General features: G+C 36.0%; 27 protein-coding genes, 1 other RNA gene and 1 riboswitch. Of the genes, 5 read left to right on the top strand and 23 right to left on the bottom strand.

Features of this window, described 5'->3' with window-relative positions; genetic code table 11:
- Positions 1-360 precede the first annotated feature (360 nt).
- Positions 361-1,524, top strand: coding sequence for a DUF418 domain-containing protein (locus DET63_RS14550; RefSeq protein ID WP_113937075.1), 1,164 nt, complete (start codon positions 361-363; stop codon positions 1,522-1,524).
- A 14-nt stretch (positions 1,525-1,538) separates the two neighbouring features.
- Here the strand turns inward: DET63_RS14550 and pbuX are convergent, their stop codons facing one another.
- The 13 genes from pbuX to DET63_RS14485 form a co-directional block, all read right to left on the bottom strand.
- Positions 1,539-2,861 carry a xanthine permease PbuX gene (gene pbuX / locus DET63_RS14545; RefSeq protein WP_113937074.1) on the bottom strand — a complete coding sequence of 441 codons (1,323 nt, stop codon included), beginning with the start codon at positions 2,859-2,861 and terminating at the stop codon, positions 1,539-1,541.
- 2 nt (positions 2,862-2,863) lie between these two features.
- Entirely contained in the window at positions 2,864-3,457 is a 594-nt protein-coding gene (locus tag DET63_RS14540; protein WP_002086571.1) for a xanthine phosphoribosyltransferase, read from the bottom strand.
- Between the two features lie 107 nt (positions 3,458-3,564).
- Positions 3,565-3,666: riboswitch (purine riboswitch) on the bottom strand.
- A gap of 116 nt (positions 3,667-3,782) precedes the next feature.
- A complete protein-coding gene (locus tag DET63_RS14535) occupies positions 3,783-4,529 on the bottom strand; it encodes a type I methionyl aminopeptidase (protein WP_113937073.1) in 747 nt (248 codons plus the stop codon).
- 154 nt (positions 4,530-4,683) lie between these two features.
- On the bottom strand, positions 4,684-5,157 hold the full coding sequence (locus tag DET63_RS14530) for a GNAT family N-acetyltransferase (protein WP_113937072.1): 474 nt from the start codon (positions 5,155-5,157) through the stop codon (positions 4,684-4,686).
- 48 nt (positions 5,158-5,205) lie between these two features.
- Complete coding sequence (gene ypwA, locus DET63_RS14525; protein ID WP_113937071.1) at positions 5,206-6,723, bottom strand: carboxypeptidase; 1,518 nt, start codon at positions 6,721-6,723, stop codon at positions 5,206-5,208.
- A 118-nt stretch (positions 6,724-6,841) separates the two neighbouring features.
- Entirely contained in the window at positions 6,842-8,779 is a 1,938-nt protein-coding gene (locus tag DET63_RS14520; RefSeq protein WP_002011942.1) for an ATP-dependent DNA helicase, read from the bottom strand.
- A 138-nt stretch (positions 8,780-8,917) separates the two neighbouring features.
- On the bottom strand, positions 8,918-9,100 hold the full coding sequence (locus tag DET63_RS14515) for a DUF3921 family protein (protein ID WP_113937070.1): 183 nt from the start codon (positions 9,098-9,100) through the stop codon (positions 8,918-8,920).
- Positions 9,101-9,161: 61 nt separating this feature from the next.
- On the bottom strand, positions 9,162-10,301 hold the full coding sequence (locus DET63_RS14510) for a THUMP domain-containing class I SAM-dependent RNA methyltransferase (RefSeq protein WP_002011868.1): 1,140 nt from the start codon (positions 10,299-10,301) through the stop codon (positions 9,162-9,164).
- A 180-nt stretch (positions 10,302-10,481) separates the two neighbouring features.
- Positions 10,482-10,873, bottom strand: an RNA gene (rnpB, locus tag DET63_RS14505) — RNase P RNA component class B.
- Positions 10,874-10,960: 87 nt separating this feature from the next.
- On the bottom strand, positions 10,961-11,296 hold the full coding sequence (gene gpsB / locus DET63_RS14500; protein WP_000622428.1) for a cell division regulator GpsB: 336 nt from the start codon (positions 11,294-11,296) through the stop codon (positions 10,961-10,963).
- A gap of 97 nt (positions 11,297-11,393) precedes the next feature.
- Positions 11,394-11,948: an SLOG family protein gene (locus DET63_RS14495; protein WP_002011870.1), complete on the bottom strand. Its 555-nt coding sequence runs from the start codon at positions 11,946-11,948 to the stop codon at positions 11,394-11,396.
- A gap of 56 nt (positions 11,949-12,004) precedes the next feature.
- A complete protein-coding gene (locus DET63_RS14490; protein ID WP_002011871.1) occupies positions 12,005-12,430 on the bottom strand; it encodes a CotD family spore coat protein in 426 nt (141 codons plus the stop codon).
- Positions 12,431-12,586: 156 nt separating this feature from the next.
- On the bottom strand, positions 12,587-13,249 hold the full coding sequence (locus DET63_RS14485) for a YppG family protein (protein ID WP_113937069.1): 663 nt from the start codon (positions 13,247-13,249) through the stop codon (positions 12,587-12,589).
- Between the two features lie 177 nt (positions 13,250-13,426).
- Between DET63_RS14485 and DET63_RS14480 the strand changes: the two genes are divergently transcribed.
- Complete coding sequence (locus DET63_RS14480; RefSeq protein ID WP_012260642.1) at positions 13,427-13,618, top strand: YppF family protein; 192 nt, start codon at positions 13,427-13,429, stop codon at positions 13,616-13,618.
- A gap of 25 nt (positions 13,619-13,643) precedes the next feature.
- Here the strand turns inward: DET63_RS14480 and DET63_RS14475 are convergent, their stop codons facing one another.
- Positions 13,644-13,988, bottom strand: coding sequence for a YppE family protein (locus DET63_RS14475; RefSeq protein WP_002011864.1), 345 nt, complete (start codon positions 13,986-13,988; stop codon positions 13,644-13,646).
- A gap of 15 nt (positions 13,989-14,003) precedes the next feature.
- Positions 14,004-14,246: a hypothetical protein gene (locus DET63_RS14470; RefSeq protein WP_002011865.1), complete on the bottom strand. Its 243-nt coding sequence runs from the start codon at positions 14,244-14,246 to the stop codon at positions 14,004-14,006.
- A 118-nt stretch (positions 14,247-14,364) separates the two neighbouring features.
- Here DET63_RS14470 and DET63_RS30935 point away from each other — a divergent pair, with 118 nt between their 5' ends.
- Complete coding sequence (locus DET63_RS30935; protein WP_309473010.1) at positions 14,365-14,511, top strand: phage portal protein; 147 nt, start codon at positions 14,365-14,367, stop codon at positions 14,509-14,511.
- 343 nt (positions 14,512-14,854) lie between these two features.
- On the opposite strand, the gene DET63_RS14465 is transcribed toward DET63_RS30935, so the two are convergent.
- Entirely contained in the window at positions 14,855-15,880 is a 1,026-nt protein-coding gene (locus DET63_RS14465) for a DUF2515 domain-containing protein (protein WP_113937068.1), read from the bottom strand.
- 103 nt (positions 15,881-15,983) lie between these two features.
- On the opposite strand from DET63_RS14465, the gene recU reads away from it, so the two are divergent.
- Positions 15,984-16,586: a Holliday junction resolvase RecU gene (gene recU / locus DET63_RS14460; RefSeq protein WP_002030800.1), complete on the top strand. Its 603-nt coding sequence runs from the start codon at positions 15,984-15,986 to the stop codon at positions 16,584-16,586.
- Between the two features lie 66 nt (positions 16,587-16,652).
- Positions 16,653-19,373 carry a penicillin-binding protein 1A gene (locus DET63_RS14455; protein WP_113937067.1) on the top strand — a complete coding sequence of 907 codons (2,721 nt, stop codon included), beginning with the start codon at positions 16,653-16,655 and terminating at the stop codon, positions 19,371-19,373.
- Positions 19,374-19,399: 26 nt separating this feature from the next.
- On the opposite strand, the gene DET63_RS14450 is transcribed toward DET63_RS14455, so the two are convergent.
- The 7 genes from DET63_RS14450 to dinG form a co-directional block, all read right to left on the bottom strand.
- Positions 19,400-19,918 carry a YpoC family protein gene (locus tag DET63_RS14450; protein ID WP_113937066.1) on the bottom strand — a complete coding sequence of 173 codons (519 nt, stop codon included), beginning with the start codon at positions 19,916-19,918 and terminating at the stop codon, positions 19,400-19,402.
- A 3-nt stretch (positions 19,919-19,921) separates the two neighbouring features.
- Positions 19,922-20,569, bottom strand: coding sequence for an endonuclease III (gene nth / locus DET63_RS14445; RefSeq protein WP_000933020.1), 648 nt, complete (start codon positions 20,567-20,569; stop codon positions 19,922-19,924).
- A gap of 15 nt (positions 20,570-20,584) precedes the next feature.
- Complete coding sequence (dnaD, locus tag DET63_RS14440) at positions 20,585-21,292, bottom strand: DNA replication protein DnaD (RefSeq protein WP_000728546.1); 708 nt, start codon at positions 21,290-21,292, stop codon at positions 20,585-20,587.
- Between the two features lie 121 nt (positions 21,293-21,413).
- Positions 21,414-22,601: an aspartate transaminase AspB gene (aspB, locus tag DET63_RS14435; RefSeq protein ID WP_113937065.1), complete on the bottom strand. Its 1,188-nt coding sequence runs from the start codon at positions 22,599-22,601 to the stop codon at positions 21,414-21,416.
- 18 nt (positions 22,602-22,619) lie between these two features.
- Complete coding sequence (locus tag DET63_RS14430; RefSeq protein WP_113937064.1) at positions 22,620-23,123, bottom strand: cell wall elongation regulator TseB-like domain-containing protein; 504 nt, start codon at positions 23,121-23,123, stop codon at positions 22,620-22,622.
- Between the two features lie 7 nt (positions 23,124-23,130).
- Positions 23,131-23,301 carry a YpmA family protein gene (locus tag DET63_RS14425; RefSeq protein ID WP_002086589.1) on the bottom strand — a complete coding sequence of 57 codons (171 nt, stop codon included), beginning with the start codon at positions 23,299-23,301 and terminating at the stop codon, positions 23,131-23,133.
- A gap of 250 nt (positions 23,302-23,551) precedes the next feature.
- On the bottom strand, positions 23,552-26,356 hold the full coding sequence (gene dinG / locus DET63_RS14420) for an ATP-dependent DNA helicase DinG (protein WP_113937063.1): 2,805 nt from the start codon (positions 26,354-26,356) through the stop codon (positions 23,552-23,554).
- Between the last annotated feature and the right edge of the window lie 118 nt (positions 26,357-26,474).

The following is a 26,474-nucleotide window of genomic DNA, read 5'->3' as shown; positions in this document are numbered from 1 at the left end:
TTCATTTTGTTGTTCCTACTCCATTTAAAACATACTTTGTAACACCAACATATATAGCAATCGTTCCTGCAACAAGTGCATACACCATATTAACACACCAACCTTTTTTGATAATGATTATCACTTTTGAATACATTTTATCATTAAAGAGAATCATTATCAACAAATTTATAAAAAAAGAAAGCTCCTTCGGGAAAAGGAGCTTTACTGCCTGTTTTAAAGAAGTTTAAAACTTGCTGTGCACTCTTATTATATCTCATAATGCACATCTTAGCAGTTTTAAAAATTGGAAATTACCTATATACCCTCCTCTTTACATTTTGTATAATAAAAGGGAATTACTTAACAAGGAGGAAAATAATGACACAAAATATTTCACAAGGCGAGAGGATACATTCCATCGATATTATTAGAGGAATAGCTGTACTAGGTATTTTTCTTGTTAACTGGCCTGTTATCGCTGGGATCGACTCACGTGATCTTTCAGGAGTCTATGAGGGGCTAAATAGCTATATCCGTCTATTTTACGATATGTTTATTCAAACAAAGTTTTATACTATCTTTTCGTTTTTATTCGGCCTAGGCTTTTACATTTTTATGACTCGTGCTGAAGCGAAAACGGATCGCCCAAAAACTTTATTTGTTCGTCGCTTGCTCATTTTATTATTATTTGGTTTCTTGCATTACGTTCTTTTATGGGACGGAGACATCTTACATAGTTATGCCATCGCTGGATTTTTCTTATTGTTATTTTATAAGAGAGAGCCTCGTACTATTTTAATATGGGCATTAGTTTTACTAAGTATTTTTCAATTTTTCATGCTAATCGCTAGTATAGTGGTTGCCTTAGTACCAAAGGCAGAGTTAGGGTTTTCCTTACCGATCATGCCACTTGAAGACTGGGTGTCACAAATACAAAATCGTTTCCATGCATTTTATTCTGAAGGAATTGGACTAAATGTATTCATGCTCCCAGAAACAGTTGGACTATTTTTACTTGGTTTATACGCCGGCAAAAAAGATATTTTCCGCCGCACGAAAGAGTTAGATCCAAAGCTTAAAAAATGGCAAATCATTATGTTCATTTTGACATTACCAATGTGGTTCTTCATGGTCCGTTACTTCTTATCAAAACCATCTTATGAACCATTTTATATGCAGGCCTTTACAATGTTTAGTGGAAAAACATTATTCATATTCTACATTTTCACACTCATGCGTTTATTACAAAAAGAAAGATGGCAAACATTATTACGCCCATTCCAATATGTCGGACGAATGGCGTTAACAAATTACATCACGCATACGATTGTTACGTTACTTGTATTCGGCCTATTTTTCAAAAAGTATTATCCCGCTCCATTATGGGTGGGACCACTATTTTGCATCGGCTTTTATACGTTACAAATCTTTATTAGCCGCTGGTGGCTTTCACGTTACCAATATGGGCCACTTGAATACATTTGGCGCCTTGGTACGTACGGTAAGATGATGCCACTTAAAAAGAAAAGCAAGGTCTCATAATGAGACCTTGCTTTTTACGCTTCTCTTACTGCACTTTGCATAGAGACTGGTTCTTCTTTTACTTTTACTTTGCGATGCGGCACCATATTAAATACGATATTTAAAAGTACTGCTGACGCACTTCCAAGTACAATTCCGTTATCTGTTAAAATACGGATGTTTTCCGGAAGCTGTGAAAATAACGTTGGAACAACTGTAACTCCAAGTCCGATTCCGACAGAACATGCGACAATTAATAAATTTTCTTGTTTTCCAAAATCAACACTGCTTAACATTTTAATACCATATGCCATAACCATGCCGAACATTGCTAGCATTGCACCGCCAAGTACTGATTTCGGAATAATTGTTGTAATGGCTGCGATTTTAGGAATAAACCCAAGAGCAATTAACATACCACCACAAGTATAGATAATGACGCGATTTCTTACTCCAGTTAATTGAACAAGTCCTACGTTTTGAGAATATGTTGTGTATGGAAATGCGTTAAAAACACCACCTAGAACCATTGCTAATCCTTCTGCGCGATAACCTTTTGTTAATTCTTTTTCACCGATCTTCTTATTACAAATATCAGATAATGCAAAATATACCCCTGTTGCTTCCACAATTCCTACGCAAGCAACGAGAATCATCGTAATAATTGGCGTTAATTCAAATGTTGGTGTACCGAAGTAAAACGGCTGAATACCGTGGAACCAATCTGCCTCTCCAACCGCTTGCAAGCTTACTTTCCCCATAAATGCTGCGACGATTGTACCGAACAAAAGACCAAGTAATATAGAGATTGAACGGATAAATCCATCAAAGAAACGATACATAATAATGATAAATAATAAAACACCAAATGCTAACGCTAAATTTTCTAGACTTCCGAAATCTTTACTTCCAACTCCTCCAGCCATATCATTAATAGCTGCTGGAACAAGTGTAACCCCAATAACTGTAACGACAGATCCTGTTACAACAGGAGGAAACAGTTTTACAAGCTTCCCAAATAATTTCGCGAAAATAACAACAAATAATCCCGCAGCAATAATTGCTCCATATATAGAGGACACGCCGTATTGTTTACCAATTGCAATCATCGGTCCAACCGCTGTAAATGTACAACCAAGTACAACCGGAAGCCCAATACCGAAAAAGCGATTTGATAATGCTTGTAAAATCGTTGCTACGCCGCACATTAATAAGTCAATCGATACTAAATACGTTAATTCTTGTTGATTTAAACCAAGTCCCCCGCCGACAATAAGAGGAACAATAATTGCGCCAGCGTACATGGCAAGCATGTGCTGCATACCAAGCGATGCGATTTTAAATGGGTGCTGCTTCATCGTTAGTTCACCTCCGCAGTTTCTTGCTGTACAAATGTAACTGTGCCGTTATCAAGTGATGCAATTTCTGCTAGTGATTCAACACGAACACCCTGTTCACGCAGCTTCTTTCCTCCATCTTGAAATGCTTTTTCAATAACAATGCCAATTCCCGCAATACTTGCCCCGGCTTGCTCTACTAAACTCATTAAACCTAAAGCAGCCTGACCATTTGCTAAAAAGTCATCAATAATTAATACATGATCATTTTCATCAATATGATTTCGAGATAATGAAATCTCGTTCGTTTCTTGTTTTGTAAATGAATATACGTTTGCAACATACATATTATCTTGTAACGTTAACGATTTACGCTTTCTTGCAAAAACTACTTTTACACCAAGCTCTAAAGCAGCCATAACCGCTGGCGCAATGCCTGAAGATTCAATCGTCACGATTTTTGTAATGTTCTCTTCTTTAAAACGCTTAGCAAATTCTTTTCCGATTTCTTGCATAAGTACTGGATCAATTTGATGATTTAAAAATGCATCTACCTTTAATACATCACCAGATAAAACCTTTCCTTCGTTCAAAATCTTTTCTTGTAATACTTTCATGTTAGTTCCTCCTCTTATGCAAATAAAAAACTCCAAAAGCCGCCACCACTCGTTACAAGTGAGAGACGTGCTTTTGGAGTTTCGCAAAAAAGAATGCTAAACAAGCAAATATATTCGTCCTCACTCATAGTCAAAGTATTTACGGTACTTCGGTAGAAACTTGCAGGCCATATCCCCGCGATTATATGAGTGTAGCTAACTTATTTATTTATAGAAGGATTATAACGCACTTTTTTCACTTTGAAAAGCATTTATCGAAAAAACACGTACGAATTTTATGAAAACACCATTTTTGTTCGAGTTTTTCAAACTTTCACATTTCATATTACAACGTCGTTAATATGATAGGACCATCCTTCGTAATCGCAATTGTATGCTCATACTGTGCAGATAATTTCCCATCCATCGTCCGTGCAGTCCATCCGTTTAAATCTACTTTAGAATATCGCATACCGGCATTTACAATAGGCTCAATTGTAATTACCATTCCTTCTTGTAATTCTGGTCCTTGCCTTGGCTTACCAAAATGAAAAATTGCTGGTTCCTCATGAATTTCTTTACCAATTCCGTGTCCCGTAAAGTCTCTTGCAACAGAAAACCCTTCAGAGGCTACATAACTTTCAATTGCGTATCCAATATCTCCAACATGGTTACCACTTATTGCTTGCTCAATCCCTTTATATAAAGCACTCTCTGCTACTAACAATAACCTTTTTGCTTCATCAGAACTATCTCCAACTATATACGTCCATGCAGAATCCGAAAGCGCACCATTTAAGTTTACTACCATGTCAATTGTCACAATATCCCCTTCACTTAAGGGAACATCTGTTGGAAACCCATGACACATTTCATTGTTCACAGATGCACATATTGCGTATGGATAATCGTTATACCCTTTCTGTTCGGATCTGGCACCATGCTCTTCTAAATATGCTTCAACAAACGTATCAATTTCTTGTGTAGTGATACCTGGTTTCATCATTTTTGCAATTTCTCTATGACAAGAAGCTAGTAACTTCCCCGATTCATGCATCAAATCTATTTCATTTTTCGTTTTAATTATAATCATACTACCTCTCCTTACTAAACTTGCTATTTGCTACTAAACTTCAATCATACACATCCTCTTCCAAAATTTCAAAACTTCTAATTACAACAAGTACAAAAACAAACATCATTTATTTCTACATCAAAATAAAAAAACAGAAGCTCTCCTCTGTTTTTTAATCATTTTCACATATATAATTCATTTTCAAAAACTCAAAACAACTACCATTTGTTTTCTGTATAAACGTTCCAACAGCTTCGAATCCTGCTCTTTTATACACTTTAATCGCTCTTTCATTAAATGTCGCTACTGATAGTGTTATATAATTGCATCCGTATTTTTCTTTACTAAAATCTAATCCAGCTTTTACGAACTGTAAACCTAATCCATTGCCTGTTATATCAGGTCTCATTCCAAGTCCTATATCAACTGTTTGATTATTTATGTTACTAAAACTAAAGAAACCAATGAGAGTACCATTTTCCTTCACAGAAAATGTATGATTCCCTCTACTCTCATCCTCTAAAAACTCAGCTAAATCTTCTTCATCTGCCTCTATATCATAAAAGGAATACTCCCCTTCATAATGCCAGTTGTATGCAATTTCTTCTGCTTCCGCTTGCGACATTACTGTAAACATATAGCCCATTTCTCTCACCCCCTCATAAAAAAAAGCTGCAATTAAGCAGCTCCTGTTTTATAACTCATAAATCTCTTTATATTTAGCTTCTAAATAATCAGCTAAGTAGTTTGCATTTAAACCTTCACCTGTCACATCTTTTAAAATTTCAAGTGGTTTTTTCGTTTTTCCATATTGGTGAATATTCTCTGTTAACCATTCACGAATTGGTGTCACGTTTCCTTCTTCTAATAATGCATCAAAGTTTGGAATATCCTTTAGCATCCTATGTTTAAATTGCGCTGCATACATATAACCAAGCGCATAGGATGGGAAGTATCCAAATGAACCACCAGCCCAGTGAACATCTTGCAATACACCTTGTGCATCGTTTTCCGGACGAATTCCTAAATATGCTTCCATCTTATCATTCCAAGCCGATGGCAAATCCTTCACTTGTAATGTACCATCAAATAATTCTTTCTCAAGTTCATAACGAACCATGACGTGAAGCGGATATGTAAGCTCATCTGCTTCTATACGAATAAACGATGGCTTCGATTCGTTAATCGCATCATAAAACTCATCTACTGATATATCATTGAATTGACCATCGCTATACTCTTTTAATAAATCATAATTTTTCTTCCAGAATGATTTATTACGACCGATAAAGTTCTCAAAGAATAATGATTGTGACTCATGAATACCCATAGAAGTTCCACTACATAGCGGTGTACCTTCAAATTTCTCTGCAATATTTTGTTCATATACAGCATGACCACATTCATGAATCGTGCCGAAAACAGCCATACGGAAGTCTTTCTCATCGTAACGAGTCGTAATACGAACATCCCCTCTATTTAATGTAATTTCAAAAGGATGTACCGTTTCATCAAGACGACCCGCTTCAAAGTTATAGTTCAATTGTTTTAATAACTCTAAAGTAAAATTCTTTTGTTTTTCTTTTGAAAAATGTTCAGCTAAAGCATTTGTTTTCAACTCTTTTTTAGACTCAGAAATTTCTTTCACAAGCGGAACGATACGTTCACGTAGTTGACCAAATACATGATCTAACACTTCTACTGTGATTCCCGGCTCATACATGTCTAATAGCGTGTTATATTTGTACGTTTCGTAACCCCAATATGTAATAAACTTCTTTTTGAATTCAACAATTTTTTCTAAATACGGACGGAACATTTCGAAGTCAGATTTTTCGCGAGCTTCTTCCCATACACTTTCCGCTTTCGCTTCTAATTTCACATACGCTTCATATTCCGCTTGTGGAATTTTCTTATTTCTATCATATTCTTTACGACACTCTTCAACCATTTTCTTTGTCGTTTCAGAAAGTTTATTTTCAATAATTAAAGATTCTAGTTCAGTTAAATAGTTCCCCATCTCATCTGAAGTCGACATCGCAAACACTTCGGATGAAAGCATTCCAATTACTTCTGAACGCTGGTCTACTCCTTGCTTTGGTGCACCTGTTCTTAAATCCCAAAACATTAAACTTAATGCCTCTCCGTAATTCTCTATCTTCTTCACATATGTTAAAAATTGTTTTTCCACTTCATATGTAGCAACTGTCATAGTATAAAAAACCTCCTTTTTCTACCTCAAACTTATTTCGACACTGAAACATAAATTCCTTTTCTAATAGAAAAAAAGCTTGGCAAATGCCAAACTTTTCCCTACAACATTTTTTCGCTTAAAGTACTTTTCCTTCTACCGGAAGTACTTTCTTCACTGCTTCTATCACTTTTTCATCTTCATTATCTGATAAGAATAATGATATAGCACCTTTATCTTCACTTGTACGAATTAAACGTCCAATTCCTTGGCGAAGACGTAAAATCATATAAGGCACATCTACGTCCCAGAATGGATCATTCACATGTTTACGCTTCGCCTCAAACACAGGATCGTTTGGAGGGAATGGTAATGACCAAATAATAACATGTGATAATGATGAACCTGGAATGTCTAAACCTTCCCATAAATGAACGGCACAAAGTACAGTCTCTTCTTCATTTTGGAAACGAGAAACGAGCTGACTAATTTCTTGATCTCCTTCATATAGGAACGGCACTGACATTTGCTCTTTACTTACATATTCTTTAAACGCTGCAAGTTCTTGCGTTGTACGGAATAATACGAGTGTACGTCCATTTGTTTTTTGTATATTTTCAAGTGTATATTGACACTTTCTTTCCCATTCATTTTCTTTCGTATACGGAAGTAAGTTTACTGTCATTTGCTCTTCATAATCAAACGGCGAAGCAACTGAGAATGATAAGTAATCTTTTACCCCTAGACTATTTGCAGTAAATGCGAACGAATCATTGTCAGATAATGTCGCAGAAGAGAAAATATATGGAATCTTCTTCGAGAATACTTTTTCTTGTAACACTTCTTCAACTGCACGCGGCATAATAACTAACGTGAAAGCACCATCGCCTTCTTCACCCCACGTAATTACATTTTTCTCGTGCATGAAAAGACGAAGTGAATGCTCTAACACATCTAAATGCTCATCAACAATATTTAAATCGTATGTGTTTACTGTATGCATTTCACTTTCAAATACTAATGCATCACCGACTTCACCGATTTTCGCATAAAGTCTTTTCGCTTCTGCAGTTACCTTTTCTGTCACAGTAATTTCTAAACGATCAGAACCTTCAATTTCCTTTTTATTCTCTTGTAGTACCCCAAAGAATTGTTCAGTTTGCCAAATTGTTTCTTCTACTAAATGTGCGAACTCTTCACGAATATCATTTTGTAATAATCTCGTTAAAAGTTGCTCCATCATCGTTTGTTTTAAACGGTACGTTAAAGCTTTTTGAGCTGCATATTCTACAAGATGCCCTTCATCGAATACAACGCAGCTACTTTCTGGTAATAACGGAATTTGTCCTTCACGTTTGCGAGCTTCGTACGTCCAAATATGATCCATATAGAAATCTTGAGAACAAATGATTAAATCTGCCGCTTTACGATAATGCTCGCGCGAAAGAGTTTGACCACAACGATGACGAGAATCACAAGTGAAGCAATCTTGGAAGTAATCCCAGTTTACCTTTGACCATTCCTCGTCATTTAACAGTGGAAATTCTTTTCGATCACCATAGTGAGTAAAGTTCTGCATCGTACCATGATCGAATACGAACTGAGGTAATTCGTAATATACATCTTCAATTACTTCTGGAGCTCGTCCACTCATAACATCTTCAAGTTTACGTAAACATAAATAATTATCCATTGACTTCGCAAGTCTAACATCAACAGATAGCCCTAATGCTTCAGATAACTTAGCAATGTCTCCTTCTTCTTTCACAAGCTGCTCAATTAACGTTTCATCTGCACAAGCGATAATAGCCGGCTTCCCTGTATAACGTGCATAACAAATTGCATATAGAAGATATACAATTGTTTTCCCTGTTCCTACACCTGCTTCTGCAAACATAACTTTCTTCTCTTGGAAAGCGCGCTCTAACTGAAACGCCATAAAAATCTGTTCATCACGCTCTTCAAAACCTTTTTCCGGAAGAATGTCGTAAAACACATCTCCAATCCACTCATTCAACTTATCATAAAAATTATCTTGTTTTCCTACTTCAAATGGTAACCTATTCTCAGTAAACATCCTTAGCCTCCAACCAAACAGTTTTTCTATAAAAAGATATAGCAACTGCTACTCACATGTGTGCAGCCACTTTCCCCTGTTACAATACATAGAAATACACGAAAAAAAATTTTCCTTTCGAAAAAGGAAAATTTTTTTCTATATTAATGACCTTAAATAACGTTTATCAATCGCTGTTTCATGTGAAAGAGCTGACAAATATTCTTCCTGCGCTTTTTGTATTCCCTCTACAATTGCACCTTGACTATCCACTTCTTTTCCGAGCTCATCATACGTACGGTGAATAGCTTTTTGAATCATCGAGAATTGGAAACTATCCATATCACTTCCTCCTTTACGCATTACATAATAGCCAGTATATGCGTGCTGGAGGAGTTTTATACTATGAATTACGCGGTGGACGCTTTCCGAAGTATTGATAGTAATCTGTACGGATAAATCCGTTAAACAGTTTACGCTTTTTCGATGCATCTTTCCCATAACATTTCTCAAATGCTTCATAACTTGTTAATAAATACATTGACCACGTATCTAATGGGCGGAATACCTCTCCCATTTCTTTATATAATTTTTCAACAAGCGCTCTTTCACTTAAACGTTCTCCGTATGGAGGATTCGTTACAACATAGCCATATTCCTCTTTTGTCGTGAAATCTTTTACTTGCATTTGTTTAAATGATATAAGATCCCCTAATCCAACTTCTTCTGCGTTATCTTGGGCAACTCTTATCATACGGTGATCGATATCTGATCCAATGATTTGCAATGGTTGATTATAATTAGCTAAATCTTCAGCTTCTTGACGAGCTTCGCGCCAATTTTGTTTACCAACCCAGCCCCATTCATCCGATGCAAAGCCTCGGTTAAATCCTGGTGCGATATTTTGTCCAATTAATGCAGCTTCAATTGGAATTGTACCAGACCCACAGAAAGGATCAACGAAAGGACGATCCGCCTTCCAGTTTGTTAACTTAATTAAAGACGCAGCTAATGTTTCTTTTAAAGGCGCTTCACCTTGCTCAAGACGGTATCCACGTTTATGAAGACCTACACCACTCGCATCGATTGTTAACGTCGCAATATCCTTGAGCATTGCAATTTCAATACGGAATAACGGTCCATCTTCTTCAAACCAAGTTGTGCGTCTATACGTTGTTTTTAATTTCTCAACAACAGCCTTTTTAACGATACGTTGGCAGTCTGAAACGCTAAATAATGTTGATTTCAAAGATTTCCCAATAACGGGAAATTCTCCATTCTCTGGAATATAATCTCCCCAATTTAACGCTTTTGTTTTTTCAAATAACTCATCGAATGTTGTTGCTTTAAATTCGCCGACTTTAATTTTCACACGGTCTGCAGTACGTAACCATAAATTCGTACGACAAATCGCTTTTTCATCCGCTTCAAACGTTACCTTTCCGTTTTCCACTTCACATTCATAACCAAGATCGCGAACTTCTCGGGCAACTAACGCTTCAATACCCATTGCCGCTGTTGCAATTAAAGTAACTTTTCCCATTTGCATTCACCTCTTATGTATAATCAAACAATAATTAATAACATGTTTTCCTATTAATTATCACATATTACGAAGAATATTCTCATTTACCATTTTAACTCACAACTTATAACTTCATACAAATAAAAAGCCCTCCTCTAACAAAGGAGAGCTGAGTTATTTCATAGTTGGTTCATAACGTTCTGTAAGCCATGTTCTGTTCCTTTGTACTGCAAACGGCCCACGCCTCGTACTCCGGTGGTAATCATCTATCTACAGGTTACGAAAACCTGTCCTTTTCCGTCGTTCATTTCCTTGGAAAAGATTCCCCTACCATTATTTGGGTTTCTCGCTCGTGGGGTTTACCTCGTTCCACTCCTATCATTTCTTCAAGGACTTCGTCACTGTGGCACTTTAAAGGTAGTCAAACCATATCCGAAAGGACTTAGGTTTTTTCCCTGCCGTTAAACCAGCCTTGCAGCCAGAATACCCTAGCTTATGACTTGGCTAGGCACGAACACTACAGCCATCTCAGGCCGTGCGAGCATGGACTTTCCTCTACAACGTTGGCGTTGCAGCGATTACCCAAACGTTATGACAAACATTAGTATAGTGGAAACAAAAAGATTTTGCAATGTTTTTTTCTATGTAAAATACTTTAACCTTTTTGTTACCTTAATTTATTCGTATAACTTACTTCCAAATACAGCTTTTTCTAAATTAGATAGACGTTTTAAAATATCCGTATTCGTATTGTTATACACTGGTTGTGCAACTGGTGTTTGTACCGGTTGTTGCGGAACTTGTGTTGCCGCTACTTTCTGCTCTTCTAATTCACGTTTCAAACGAACGTTTTGTTGTTTTAATTGATCAAATTCCTTATGAAAAGCTTCATAATCTTTAATAATCATATCAAGAAACTTATCTACTTCTTCTTGTTGATAACCTCTCATACCTGTTTTAAATTCTTTTTCTAAAATATCTTTCGCTGTTAATTTAATTTTATCCGAAATCATTTTCTTCACCTCTAATTTTTGCCAAAGCTTTCATTAACTAAATTTTTTCAGAAACAATGCCTTTTGTCAATCAAATATACGAGTACTATATTACATATTACTCTGCATTATTCCACTGTTCCTCTTCCATTATATCTTGTAAATCAGAAAAAAGAATAAAATAACTGTGATAATTTTCTATTTCTCCTTTTTTCTTAGCTGCTTCTACAATATATTTAGGGCTCCCAGACTTTTCTTCATCATATACAGCTAAAAGTGCATCGCTTTTTTCAATAAAAAACTGATTCTTTAATTTAAATTGCTCTGGGCTTTCGTACTTCCGTTTCGTAATACTATCAATGTGATCTGCTTGCGAAAGAATAAATTCGTAATATTCACGGTTATCTTCCTTCCAATTTTCTTCTTGTTCTAAAAAAGGAGTAAATACCGCTAATTTTAAATCTGGATATTCTACTTGAATTTCAAAAACAACTTCAGCAGCCCATAGCTCTACTCCTAACTGGCCGCTAATAATAACCCATTCCAAGCCTTCTTCTACAAAAACAGTTAATTTACGACGCAGCGCCTTTTTTATACACTCTACTCCTGGATGATCATTTTTAAATATTCCAAGTTCAAACGGCTTATATCCTGTTACAGCAACAACCTTCATATCAACACTCCAATTACAAAAAAAGAACTAGCATTTCGCTAGTTCTAACATATCATTTACTTTTTAAACATTCCACCAACGTTTGGTCCGATATTTGGTCCAAATGGTGATACATTCGGTCCTGGTCCAAATGGTGATACGTTCGGTCCTGGTCCAAATGGTGATACATTCGGTCCTGGTCCAAATGGTGATATTTGATGCCCATGGTGATGATGGCCATGACCGCATGGTCCACATCCTCCGCCGAATCCTGGATCCCCAGGATCTACAACGTTTACGTTCGAGTTTGTTTGTGGGAAGAAGCTTTGATTTTTAATTTGTTGATGATGAACATGCGTTGTATGGGTTGGAAAAATGTGTGGCACCACCGTTGTTGAAAAAGAATGTGTTACGCATTGTTTTGTTGGATGAATGACAGGAGCTGTCGTACAAATAGGTCCTACAGGCTTATGCCCTCCAAAGCAAGGATGACAATGATGCATAGTTTTTTCTCTCCTCTCTCATTAAAAAAATCTGACTACACTTTACAATATGAGCGAGGGGGTAAAGCCGCTTGTTATATATACCCATTTATTTCATGGAAATTTGTCTAGTATCCAAATTCATACGTAATACCTATTATAGACAACCCCCTACTATTATTTACCAAAAAAGCCCCCGACTTGCTTAACAATCCCTGTTACTTGATTCATCGCGTTCATCATTTGTCCAGCTGTGTTCATCATTTTATTTACATCGTAGTTACCATCTGATGATTTAAATTGTGAAACAAAACTAGAAAACTGACTTGGTTGCTGTTGCTGTTGCTTTTGTTTATTCATCGTTGGATATGGTTGTTTTGGTGGATAAAACATAGCTTGTTGATTTACATATTGAGCTGGCGACATGTAGTTTTGTGAATTCATATACGCTTGCTGTGGTTGATTCGTATACATTTGCTGCGGCTGATCCATGTGCGGTTGTTGCGGTTGATTCATATACGCCTGTTGCGACTGATTCATGTGCGGTTGTTGCGGTTGATTCATATACGCCTGTTGCGACTGATTCATGTGCGGTTGTTGCGGTTGATTCATATGCGCTTGCTGTGGTTGATTCGTATATGCTTGTTGCGGTTGATTCATATGCGCTTGCTGCGGTTGATTCCCAAAAGACACTTCAAATGGTTGATAATAATTTTGGTTTCCATAATGAGGCTCGAAAGGATACATATTATATCGCAAATATGTATCCTCATTATATTGGTACATATTTTGCTGTGCATATGGATTTGCTTGCTGATATACATTAGGTTGTTGAAACATGCATTCTCTCCTCCTTGGCATAAGTTTCTACATATAGAATATGTACCTATAAAATAAAATGTGTGACGGAGTACCTGTCTGTTTTTGTCGGAAGTTTAAATTTTTAAAAAAATTAGAAAGTAAACCCTTCCATGCTATGATAATAAGGAAGAAGATTCTCATGGGGGAGGAATCAACATGGTATTAGGGGATTTAAAACAAGCGTTTTCTCAAAAAAAGGGGTATTACACAGAAAATTCGAATGAACTGTTAGACTTTGCAAGACATTGTTATCTTGAAGGAAAAATATGCATATCAGATTACCGAACATTAATACGTGAATTAGAAATAAACGGTGCAACAAAACCTACAACAGTGACCGAGGCATAAAAAAACAAGAGGGTTTTCCCTCTTGTTATTTACATTGATCTACGATATTTTGCAAAGTATACGAAATAGCTTGATGAGTTTCAAAGAAACGTTTACCTTTTCCCTTATTAACAAAACATTGTAGCACATTAGTTTGTAAATTATCATACACTTGATCAATTTGTTGTACATGTATATACTTAGGTCTTTCTTCCTTTATCCACCTATAAGCTAATTCTTTCCACATCTCTAACTCCGCATCTACAATATCAACAAATGGCTTCATATCCTTATAAAAATCATATTCAGCCATCTCTCTTTTTTTCACATTCGCTTCATCATTATACTGCATTAACTTCTCCGAAGACTGGATTAATGCTTCATGTCCCATTTTGTTCCCACCTTATTATGCACTCACTACGACGTTTTGAAATGTCTTTACCCAGCTCCCTTTTTCTTCGTGATGCACTAATTTATTTTCCATATGTTCTATATGCATTTCTGTTATTTCTATCTTATTGCATATTTTTTCACCTTTATCCTTCAATGCATGATTCATTCTAATCCCAATCTTCATTTCCAGCAAATCGAGAGAACTTAACATTTGATCCATTTTTTTCATAACATCTTCCTTCTGAACCATCGCCATATTTAAAACGCCCCCTTCTTTGCCTTTCCTTTGTCATGTAATTTCGCCGATTGATTAATTACTCCTTCTCACATGACAAAACTAGTTGATATTCGTCAAAGAAATCATTTAGTATGCCATTTTTAGAAATGGTAACAATACAAAAAGGAGGTGTATTACGATGGCAAAAAATAAAAACGAAAAAAAGAAAAAGCAAAACAAACAACAAAACCAACCTGAGACTGGTAATCCAAAGCTTGATGGTCCAAATTTCCCCGCTACATAAAGTGAAACTTTAATCAGTGGGGTTTTGTTCATCCCCCACTGATTATCAGCCCGCACCAATCGGGTGTTTACGGACAGCAGGGCTTCCACCTACCTTCTTTGCTCCAGCCAAATTTTGAGGTAGGAGTTTTACTGTCCACAAATAGCGGGATAAAATGACACTTTAACCAAAGTGGCTTTTACAAACAACTATTTTCTAGTCTACCTTACCTCTTCGCTTTCGATAAGTGTTGAAGTTAAAGTCGTACTGCCGGCAAATAGTCGATTAGAAAGTAACTTGTTGTAGAGCTTATTACTTTTAATAAAGAAGTCCCGACTTCATTTAAGAAGGCGGGACTTCTTTATTATATCATGAACTCATCTATTCTTTTAACAAAACTACTTAATATAGAAAGAGTATGTATTTGCTCCCTCTTCTTTCTATACCATTCTGTTATATTAATTTCCCCCTTAGGTTTTTCAATTAAAAATAATGAATCTATTTCCAACCCGTCACTAAACCAATCTTTTTCAATTAATTTTTCATGAGTGACAATAGAATACACATCCCGAAGAGCCGGCGTACATGATTTTCTAATTCCCCTTATATTACATTCATAATCCATCCTAGATCCTGTATGCCTAGTTTGCACTGCAAATTTATAAAAAGAAGCCTTATACTTTGAATGAAATAATAACCAAGCTAATTGCTTCCCCAGTTCTATACGTTTTTGCAACGTTTCAAATTGATAAACTGAAAATCCATACATTCCCCCTTCCACCATTGGAAAAATAACTGCACTAACGTGAAATATTTCTTGAAATTTGAATAGTGCAGTATCAAATACATGTTTTTGAAAGTATGCATTCTCAATTACTGGTTTTTGAATTTTATTTTGTTCATTAATAATAAGTGCCGTCATAAGCCTATTTATATCTTTTTTCTCCCAAAACGCGACCCATTCTTTTTCCATAAAAATTGATATGTTGAAAAATTGTAACAAATGAAAGAGCGGCGCACATCTCTTTTTACTTTCCTCATACAGTAATAGTTGAGGAAATGCATCTAAAAAAATGAGCCAATTGGCTTTCTCATACAAAAGAAATAATCGTCTCTTAACTGTTTGAGATAAAAGATTAGAATAATATTCTCCTTCTAAATCTGTCATGTTCCATCCCCCATTCCTTGAAACCATGCTTGCTAAAAAAGACCATCTAATTTCTCTATTTCTCAAATAATATTCTTGGTAAGATTGTGTACGTGAAATATTATCTACGTTAGCTACATCCGTGCTCTCCTTAATATCAAGAACTATAGCTTTTTCCTCTTCTGTACAAAAAATATCATTACGGGTCTGTTTAATTTTTTCGTAATCATTCCATCGAAACATGAGTAAGTCACCATACCTTTCTTGAAAAAGGTCACATCTTTTTTCATTTTTTGATATAATCACCTTTGTAAGTAAATCTTATCAAGTTGGGAGTGGACAAAATATGACCATTCGTTACCCAAATGGAAAAAGGTACGATCAAGCTTCACAACCTCATAAAACACCAATAAAAAAACATACTTACAGTAATAGAGGTATGTCCCTTGAAGAGGAATTGAATGACACCAATCAATATTACTTAACCCATAATATTGCATGCGTACATAAAAAACCTACACCTCTTCAAATTGTAAAAGTAGATTACCCCGCTCGAAGTGCTGCAGTGGTAAAAGAAGCGTATTTCAAACAACCTTCTACAACAGATTACAACGGTGTATACAAAGGGAAATACATCGATTTTGAAGCGAAAGAAACTAAAAATAAAACCAGTTTTCCACTTCAAAACTTCCACCTTCATCAAATTGAACATATGAAGCAAGTAGTCGCTCATAATGGAATTGCATTTGTTATTATTAAATTTACACTTTTTGATGAATTTTATTTATTAGATGCAAAACATATTATTGCATTTTGGAATCGTCAAAATACTGGTGGACGTAAATCGATTACAAAACAAGAAATAGAAGAGCATGGGTCTTTATTATCATGCGGTTATCACCCTCGAATTGATTATATCCGCGTACTAGACACGGTTTATTTTTCGTGATAGAGTCATCACTAAGGCTCTTTTTTCGACTTTTGGGGGAGAGAATGAAAGGTAGGAGAAAGTATAATGTCAGATAATTATCGTTCTCGTACAGAACGAAATCATGTAAAAAATCAAACGAAAGAAACAAATAATAAAGAAGAAAAACCAAAGAAAAAAGGTTCCTTTTTCAAGAGATTTCTTATAGGTTGTCTACTTCTTGGTATCGTCGGTCTCGTAGCTGGCGTTTCGGCCTTCTTTGTTATGGTAAAGGACGCTCCAAAACTAGACAAATCAAAGCTAGTCAATCCTTTATCAACAAAATTCCTTGATAAAAACGGGAATTTCTTCTATGAATACGGTGCTGAAAAACGAACCCATGTTACATACGATCAAATTCCAAAAGTAATTGAAAGTGCATTCCTTGCGACTGAGGATGCTCGTTTCTACGATCATAATGGAATTGATTTTAGACGTACTGGAATGGCAGTCATGGAAAATGTCACTGGTGGTTTTGGATCACAAGGTGGTAGTACGATTACACAGCAAGTAGTTAAAAACTATTTTCTAACGATGGACAAAACTGCAAAAAGAAAAGTGCAGGAATGGTACTTATCTTATAAGTTAGAGCAACAGTACTCAAAACATGAAATTTTAGAAATGTACTTAAATAAGATTAACTTAGGTAATCGCTCTTATGGTATTTCCACAGCTGCCAAAAAATATTACGGCAAGGATTTAAAAGACATACAACTACACGAAGCTGCAATGCTCGCTGGTTTACCCCAAGGTCCTAACATTTATGATCCAACAAAACCAGATAACGTTGATAGAGCAACAAAACGTCGTAATATCGTATTAACATTAATGAACCGACACGGGTATATAACGAAACAAGAAATGAATGATGCGATGCAAATCCCTGTAACACAAGGACTTCTTCCATCTTCAGAAGTGACTGAAATGAAGTATCAAGCATTTATAGATGCTGCTGTAAAGGAAGTTGAAAAAGAATACCCTGATGTAAATATCGGTTCAGATGGTTTAACGATTCATACAACACTTGATCAAGATGCTCAAGATTACGCTGAAAAAATTATGGATGGGAATCTCATCAAGTATCCAAACGATCAATTCCAAGGATCATTCGTATTTATGGATACTCAGTCTGGAGAAGTTCGAGCAATCGGCGCTGGTCGTAAAGAAAGTAAGTCTACTTTCAAAGGTCATAATATGGCAGTTGATTTAAAACGCCAAGTTGGTTCAACAATGAAACCAATTTTCGACTATGGTCCTGCAATTGAAAACCTTCAATGGTCTACTTATCATCAATTAAATGACTCTGATTACACTTACTCTAATGGCACAAAGATTAAAAATGCTACGGGTAATTTTAAAGGTGACGTTTCACTTCGTGAAGCATTGAAGAAGTCATTAAACATCCCGGCTTTAAAGACAGCTCAAACAGTTGGTCTTACTAAGTCACAAGAGTTTGCTGAAGGTTTAGGCATGACGTTTGAATATGGAGTACATGAATCTACTGCAATTGGTAGTAACGATAGTTCTCCATTAGCAGTAGCAGGTGCATATGCAGCGTTTGGTAATGATGGTGTATACAATAAACCTCATTTCGTTAAAGAAGTCATCTTCCCAGATGGGAAAAAGAAAAGCTTTAAACCGAAAGAACAACGCGCGATGCACGACTATACAGCTTACATGGTCACTGACGTTCTTCGTGACGTAGTAAAACCTGGTTCCGGCGGTACAGGGCCAACAGCATATGTTTCTGGCTTTGACGTTGCTGGTAAAACAGGAACACAAAACTTTGATGCAAAAGATATAAAAAAATATGGCATCCCAGCTGATGCAAACAGAGATAGCTGGTTCGCTGGATATACACCACAATATACGATGGCTGTGTGGACTGGTTACGAAAAGAATGGTCCAGAAAATTATATTAGCGATCGTTATACTAAAATTGCACAACAAATGTTCCAAGTAATGATGAGCAAATTCGCTACAGATAAATCTCGTTTCGAACGTCCTTCTTCTGTACAAGAAATAAATGAAGAATTGTACATTAAAGGTGCGAAAAAAGATGCAGTTAAAGAAATTAAAGTAGATCCACCTAGTGGCCTTAATGTCGCTTTCGATGGCGCTAGCACAGTGACACTGAACTGGTCTGGACCATCATCAAATGTTGATGCATACGCAGCAAGCTATAAAGCTACTGACGGTTCTAGTGGTAGCTTATCAGTAAGCGGTACGACAGCTACTCTTGGTGGTATTAAACCAGGTGTTACTTACAGTTTCTCTGTAGTAGCGAAAAAGGGTACTGGAACAAGCCCTGCAGTTGGTGCATCCTTCACTGCCCCTGGCGGAACTCCAGATGCGAAAAAAGCTGACGAAGAAGCTAAGAAAAAAGCTGACGAAGAAGCCCTGAAAAAGACCAATGAAGATAAACTAAAACAAGAAGAAGCTAAGAAAAAAGCTGATGAAGATCAGCGTAAACAGCAAGAACAACAGCAACAGCAACAACAGCAAGAACAACAACGTAAACAACAAGAACAACAGCAGCAACAAGAACAACAACGTAAACAGCAAGAAGAAGCTCAAAAGAAAGCCGCTGACGAAGAGGCTAAGAAGAAAGCTGACGAAGAAGCTAAGAGAAAAGCTGAAGAAGAAGCTAGAAAAAAAGCTGACGAAGAAGCTAGAAAAAAAGCTGAAGAGCAACAACACCAACACCAACAAAATACCGGAGGAGATACACCTCACGCGGACGGAAATGTTGTTACAACAGAGTCTTAATAAACAAAAAAAGAAGTCGGTTTCTCTTAATGAGAAATCGACTTCTTTTTTGTTATCATTTTCTTTACATATAGCTTTTCTATTTCGATATACAACTGTACTAATTGAATATACGAATGGTAATTACTCGGTTTCTTTATAATAAATGAATATCGCTCCATAAAGTTAACAGGTTGTACTTCCAATTTATTCGTATTTACTTGCATCTCATTCAAACTATGAACAGGCTGCTCATTTAACCAATATATAACCGATAGAAAGTGCGCTGCAAAAAGAATCATCGGACCCTCAGCTTCTTGTTTTTTTCTGTTCCGAAATAGTATAGCAATTTCTTCATGCTTGCTTTTCCATATATTTAACACCGCTGGAATACTTGTTTCAATTTCATTCCATGGTTCATATTGTCTTTCAATATCAAATATAAAGTAAGTATTTTGTATTATTTCTTCAAAAGATTGATCTGTGTGATACGTAATCGAATTTGCACTCTCTTTAAAAAATGGTACGCACCGAAACTCTTTCGGTATTTCTATAACTCGCTCCATCCTTTATTTCCCCTTCATTCGTTTCTTTCCTTCACGACATATTTCTAGTAATCGACACTCTTCACATTGTGGTCGCTGCGCCTTACAGTAATAACGTCCGAAGAAAATCATACGGTGGTGTGTAACTCCCCACTCATCCATTGGAATTTTCTTCATCAATGTCTTTTCCACTTCTAACACAGAATCTTTCCATCTACAAATCGCTAACCGTTTACTCACTCTCTCTACATGCGTATCAACAGCAATCGCTGGAATCCCAAATGCTACCGAAACAACTACATTCGCTGTCTTTCTCCCTACTCCTGGTAATTTCGTCAGCTCATCACGGTCTTCTGGAACTTTCCCGTTATAATCATCTAGTAACATCCGGCACAATTTTTGAATATTTTTCGCCTTATTTCTAAACAATCCAATGGAACGTATATCTTGTTGTAATTCTTCTAAAGACACACTTAAATAATCTTCTGGTGTTTTATATTTTTGAAATAAGTTTTTCGTCACCTTATTCACAAGTGCATCTGTGCATTGTGCAGATAATGCCACTGCGATTACAAGTTCAAATGGATTATCATGAATTAATTCACAATGCGCTTCTGGATACATATCCGCCATTGTATCTAAACAATAACGAATTTGCGTTTTGTTCAACATATCTTTCCTCCTACACTACTGCTCCAACCAATTATAAAAAGGCACTTTCCCAGTAAATTTCGTCTCTTGTTTTGTCGTTTGTTGTGTGCGTTGTTGATTCGCTCTAAATTTCTGGCCTTGATTTTGCGCTTGATCTACCGTTTTAATTCCGTTTTTTTTCCACTCAAACAAAATACGATCAATATACCGGAAATTAAGTTTACCACTCATAACAGCTTCACGAAGAGCCGCTTGAATTAAATTCGGATGGTGTTGATCTTGATCTTCCCACATCCCTAATGTTTCACATTCAAATGGCGAAAGTGGTCTTCCGAATTCTTTTTCAAATACTGTATATAAATTTACTTGAATTTGTTTTTGTTCTTTTTGCTCTTCCTCTATAGATTCATTCATTAAAAAGTGCAATATTTTTTCCCACAGTGGTTGTAAAGAATAACTTTCACACATCATCGCTTCAGATCTTCGTCCACCTTCTAGTGCTAAAAAACCTTTTTGGATTAAAGTCTGAATCACTTCCATGCATTTCATTTCTGTTATCGTCATCCGTTCTGAAATCTCCGAAGGAGTCGGGAACGAATTACCTGATTCTAAAAATGTGTGTACATGAAGTACTACCATAAATTCCGTCTCATTTAAACCTAGCTTTTTATAATGCATCATAAGCAATTTAGGAATCGCTATGCTTCCCTGTTCAAACCATTGTAACATCATTTTCTTTTTCATCACCAAACACCTCGTTCTCTAGTATAACACACCTTTAGCCATTTCTTTTTGCCACAATTCGTCAAAAAAACCTCCCTATATATAGGGAGGTTTTTTGCCATTTACTACAAGAAACAGACGATTAAGCCTGTACCTTACTTTTCATGAACGTATGAATTCGTTCTAATGCTTTCTCAACTTGCTCAAGAGATGTCGCATACGATAATCGAACGTTATTTGGTGCACCAAATCCTGTACCTGGAACAAGAGCCACCTTTTCTTCTTCTAATAATGCTTTTGCCCACTCATCAACTGTATCATACCCAGCTAACGCTACGGCTTCTTTTACATTTGGGAATAAGTAAAAAGCACCGTGTGGTTTGATACAAGTGAAACCAGGAATTTGAATTAATTTATCATAAATAATGTTCAATCTTTCTTCAAACGCTTGACGCATTGTTTCTACGGGTTCTTGTGAGCCTGCATACGCAGCAATTGCACCGTATTGAGCAATTGAAGTAGGGTTTGACGTACTATGACTCGCTAAGTTCGTCATCGCTTTAATAAGCTGCTTATTTCCTGCTGCATATCCAATACGCCAACCTGTCATAGAATGTGATTTAGATACACCATTAATAATAAGTGTTTGTTCTTTTAGTGCATTAGAAAGCTGGGCAATTGAAGTATATTCCGCGTCACCATAAATTAATTTTTCATAAATCTCATCTGAAACGATTAAGATATCATGCTCTAAACATACTTCTCCAAGCTGTTGTAATTCTTCTTTGCTGTAAATCATCCCTGTTGGATTGCTCGGTGAATTAATAATAACAGCTTTCGTTTTCTCTGTAATTGCCTCACGCAGCTGCTTTGCTGTAATTTTGTACTCATTGCCTTCTAGACCTTCTACATAAACTGGCTTACCACCAGCAAGCTTTACTTGCTCAGGATAACTTACCCAATAAGGAGTTGGGATGATAACTTCATCTCCTTCATCAAGTAACACTTGGAATAATGTATATAATGCATGCTTGGCACCATTACATACAATAATTTCAGATGGATCATACGCAATTCCTTGATCACGAGTAAACTTCTTCACAATTTCTTGTTTTAACGCTTGTAATCCACCTGTTGGTGTATATTTCGTATGTCCTTCTAACATCGCTTTATGCGCAGCATCCATAATATGTTTTGGCGTATTAAAGTCAGGTTCTCCTGCTCCTAATGCAATTACATCATGACCTTCTGCTTTTAATGCTTGTGCCTTTGCTGTAATTTCTAAAGTTGCAGATGGTGTTAAAGCAGCTACTCGCTTTGCTAATTTCATTTGTAGTTCCCCCTACATCTATTTTTCAATGCTATAGTGTCCAGCATAAACCCCATTTTGAAACTCTAAATAGTAATACGTATAACGATCTTCCTGATCAATATATGTAATTTCCCACAATGGAATATCGTTTTGAGCACCTAATTTTACTTTTATAATTTCTTTTGGTTTCGGCTTCGGCTCAGCACCTTCTCCTGTAGCTTGTTCAGCCAATTTTTGCAAAGCTTCTTTTTTAGAAATACCTTCGCTCTTTTTCTTCACAAGGACATTTCCTTTTTTATCAGGCACCCAAACGATAAGCTGTTCTCCTTTTTCATCTGCACCTTGTACGACTGTATATGAAGATTTTCCATTATAATAATCAACAGTATTTACCTTTGTAAGCTTTGCCTTTTCTTTCGCAATTTCTACAGACTTTGACTCTTTTGGAATTTTCTTTTCCATCGCTTTATTATAAACATATGCCCCATATATTCCGCTAGCAACGATAACGATAATGATTGTAAAGATCCACTTTTTCATTGTATCACTACGTTCTGTAAATCGTAAATACAGCTGTTTCTTTATCTTTTTCGTCTAATGCTAATCCGAACATGAGGTCCTGCTCTTTTAACGTACGATTCAAACCATCAACAATTTTATACAAGTCAGACGAATATTTAATACGCGTCGTTGATAGGACTTCGATTTTCTTATCCATGAAAAAACTCCTCCGTTACACAAAAATTTCTAATTATAGAAGAACGCAATGCGGTTACAATAAGAGTACATTCTTTACAACCCCTGCTTCATCACCCATCTATTATAGCAGGACATGTACAGCAAAAAAAGGTTTCAAATCGAAAAGCAATATATTTTGTATACAAGAAGTAAGAAAAATAAAATTCCTCCTACCCACATTTTTTACGCCTGAAGTTTAAATGTACTTCAGGCGTATTTTTCTTCCAATTTTATTCATTTGACGATTCTTCTAACTGTACTAACAATTCTTCTAACGGTCCTTCATAGAGCGGTACAGTTGGGATTGATTGTAAAAATCGTTTTCCATAAGAAGAACTTGTCAAACGACGATCTAATACAAATACAGTTCCCGTATCTGTATTTGTTCTAATAAGACGACCAAACCCTTGTTTAAAACGCAAGATTGCTTGTGGGAGCGCCAACTTATCGAATACGTCTTCTCCTTGATTTTTTAACCACTCTCCTTTTGCTTCCATCATCGGCTGATGAGGAGGGGTAAAAGGCAGACGGACAATGACAAGACAACTCAGAGCATCTCCAGGTATATCTATCCCTTCCCAAAAACTACTTGTTCCTAACAAAATCGATTTGTCGAACTCCTGGAATTTGCGGATTAGACGACTTCGGCTCTTATTATTCACACTTTGCGTTAATAATAAATATCCTTCTAATGTCTCATCATTTTTCAAATTCGTATACGCTTCTTTCAACATTTCATACGAAGTGAATAAAACGAGCATTCTACCTTTTGTAGCTTTCGCTATTTTCGCAATATGTGCCGATATAGACTCAATATATTCTTCATTACTTGCTTTCTTAATAAAAGGTACATCCGTTGAAACCATTAATTTCATTTGCTCTTCAAAACGGAATGGTGATGGAACCTTTAATGTATTGGGAGCAAAATCATGTAAACCTAGCTCCTCTTTTATATAGTCGAATGAATCATTAACTGTTAACGTTGCTGATGTGAAAATAACACTCTTTTTCTGGGTTAAAAATTCATCAGCAAATCTTTCACCAATATGAACAGGCTGCGCATATAGAACTGTTGAATGAATCGTTCCCTTCGTTTCAGTCTCCATCCATGTCACGTATGAATTTTTTTCTAAAATGAGTAATTGTAAAGATTGTGCCATCTTTCTCAACAACTCAATTAAATGCATAAATTCACCTGTAACGACATGCATCTCCCATTCTAATTTACTTTGCAATATTTCAACTTGCTTCTCAAGTGTAGTCAATAACTTTCTTACATCATACACAAATCGATTTGTTAACTCGGTAATGCTATCCCATAACTTACCTTTCTCTACTTCCGTGTTATATCGATAAATGAGTGGCATATTGCTCATCCCTTGTTCCTGCTTTGTTTGTTTAAATACGAAAGTCCGTAACATTTGAAATAGTTCATCCGCATCAAATTTCAATTCCTTCAAACTATGACTCACCATACGGAAAGTCGAACGCGATGCTTGCTCTGATTTTTTCATCATTTTATATACTTTAGAAAGTACATCATCTGTTTCTAGCGTACCAAGACGAGATAAAGCTACTTGAAAATACATGCATGAGAACTGTTCACCTAATGTTCTACTCGCCGCTTCCTCGATATGATGAGCTTCATCAAAAATAATATGTTCACATGAAGCAAATAGTGGTTCTTCACTTGAAAAATCTTGAAATAATAACGCATGATTTGTAATAACGATATCTGCAAATAATGCTTTATTCTTTGCTCTTTGATAAAAACAACGACTATACCAGTTGCTTTGCATCCCGCCTGGACTATGTACATCACTACAAATACGGTTCCAAAGTAACTTGCCGCCCTCAGGAATATTTAATTCATCACGATCGCCAGTTTCCGTTTGCAATAACCACACTAAAATTTTTGCTTTTGTGAGCGCCATATCATAATTTTTCTCTTCCTCTTGCAAAGCATATTCAAATTTATGTAGACACAGATAATGCTTTCTTCCTTTCAGAAGAGCTACTTCAAATGAAAATGGCATTATTTTCTTTAATAAAGGAATTTCTTTTTCTAGTATTTGTTGTTGCAATTGTACAGTTTGTGTACTTATAATGACAGGTTCTTCTTTTTTCTTTGCGAAATAAATACTTGGAAGTAAATATGCAAGCGTCTTCCCCGTACCTGTTCCTGCTTCAATCAGTGAAAACCTAGAATCTCTTAGCGCTGTATATATTTCCTTCATCATAATCTGTTGGCTTTCTCTTTTTTCAAATTTTGGCATATTCAATTCAAGTTTATCGATTGTCTTATGTAAGAAAGCATCAAATTTAGATGAGTATATTTCACTGAGGCTTAAAGAATAATTCCGCTTTCGAAGCGCAATATTTCGATACACCTCATAATCCTCTGCATCTTCTTTACCATGCATCATTTTCTTTAAAATATTTTCAGAAAGTACATCAGCTATATCACTTTGGAAAACATCACTTAATTCATAAAGCGATTGTAATGTGACAAGTGGTAACTTTTCAATTTCACTTAAAAATTGTAAAAACAACTCCGCTGTTGCAAGAGCATCACTATCCGCACGATGTGGTTGATCGTGCTCTAGTTCATGCTGCTTAGCTAAATCACGTAATTTATAACTATCAGCTGTCGGCAAAAGAATTTGCGCCAATTCAACTGTATCAATTTTAGGACAATGTACTTCTGTATATCCAGCCTGCCTTAATTCTTCATTTAAAAAATTCCAATCAAAGTGAACGTTATGTGCAACAAAAGCCGCACCTTGTAATAGCTCAACAATCATCGGGGCTACATCTCGAAATAACGGGGCTTGTTTTACAAGATCTTCATCAATCCCAGTTAATTCTGTAATAAATAGGGGAATCTCTCTCTTCGGATTAATAAAAGATGAAAAAATCTCTAATATCTCTCCATCTTCCACTACAACAGCTGCAATTTGGGTGATTTTATCCTTCCCATCCTTCCAGGAGTTCCCTGTCGTCTCTAAATCAACAACGACATAACGCTTACTCATATATGTAACACCTCAATTTCTTACCTATCAAACACAAAAATTATATAATGTTACTATACCACGTTTTACCTCATCTTAATGAAAAGATGCACAAAAAAGCTATCTCCTTAATTAGAGA

It is taken from the genome of Bacillus sp. DB-2 (genome assembly GCF_003315125.1).
Taxonomy (GTDB): Bacteria; Bacillota; Bacilli; order Bacillales; family Bacillaceae_G; genus Bacillus_A; species Bacillus_A mycoides.
This window is presented reverse-complemented; position numbering and strand designations above follow the sequence as displayed.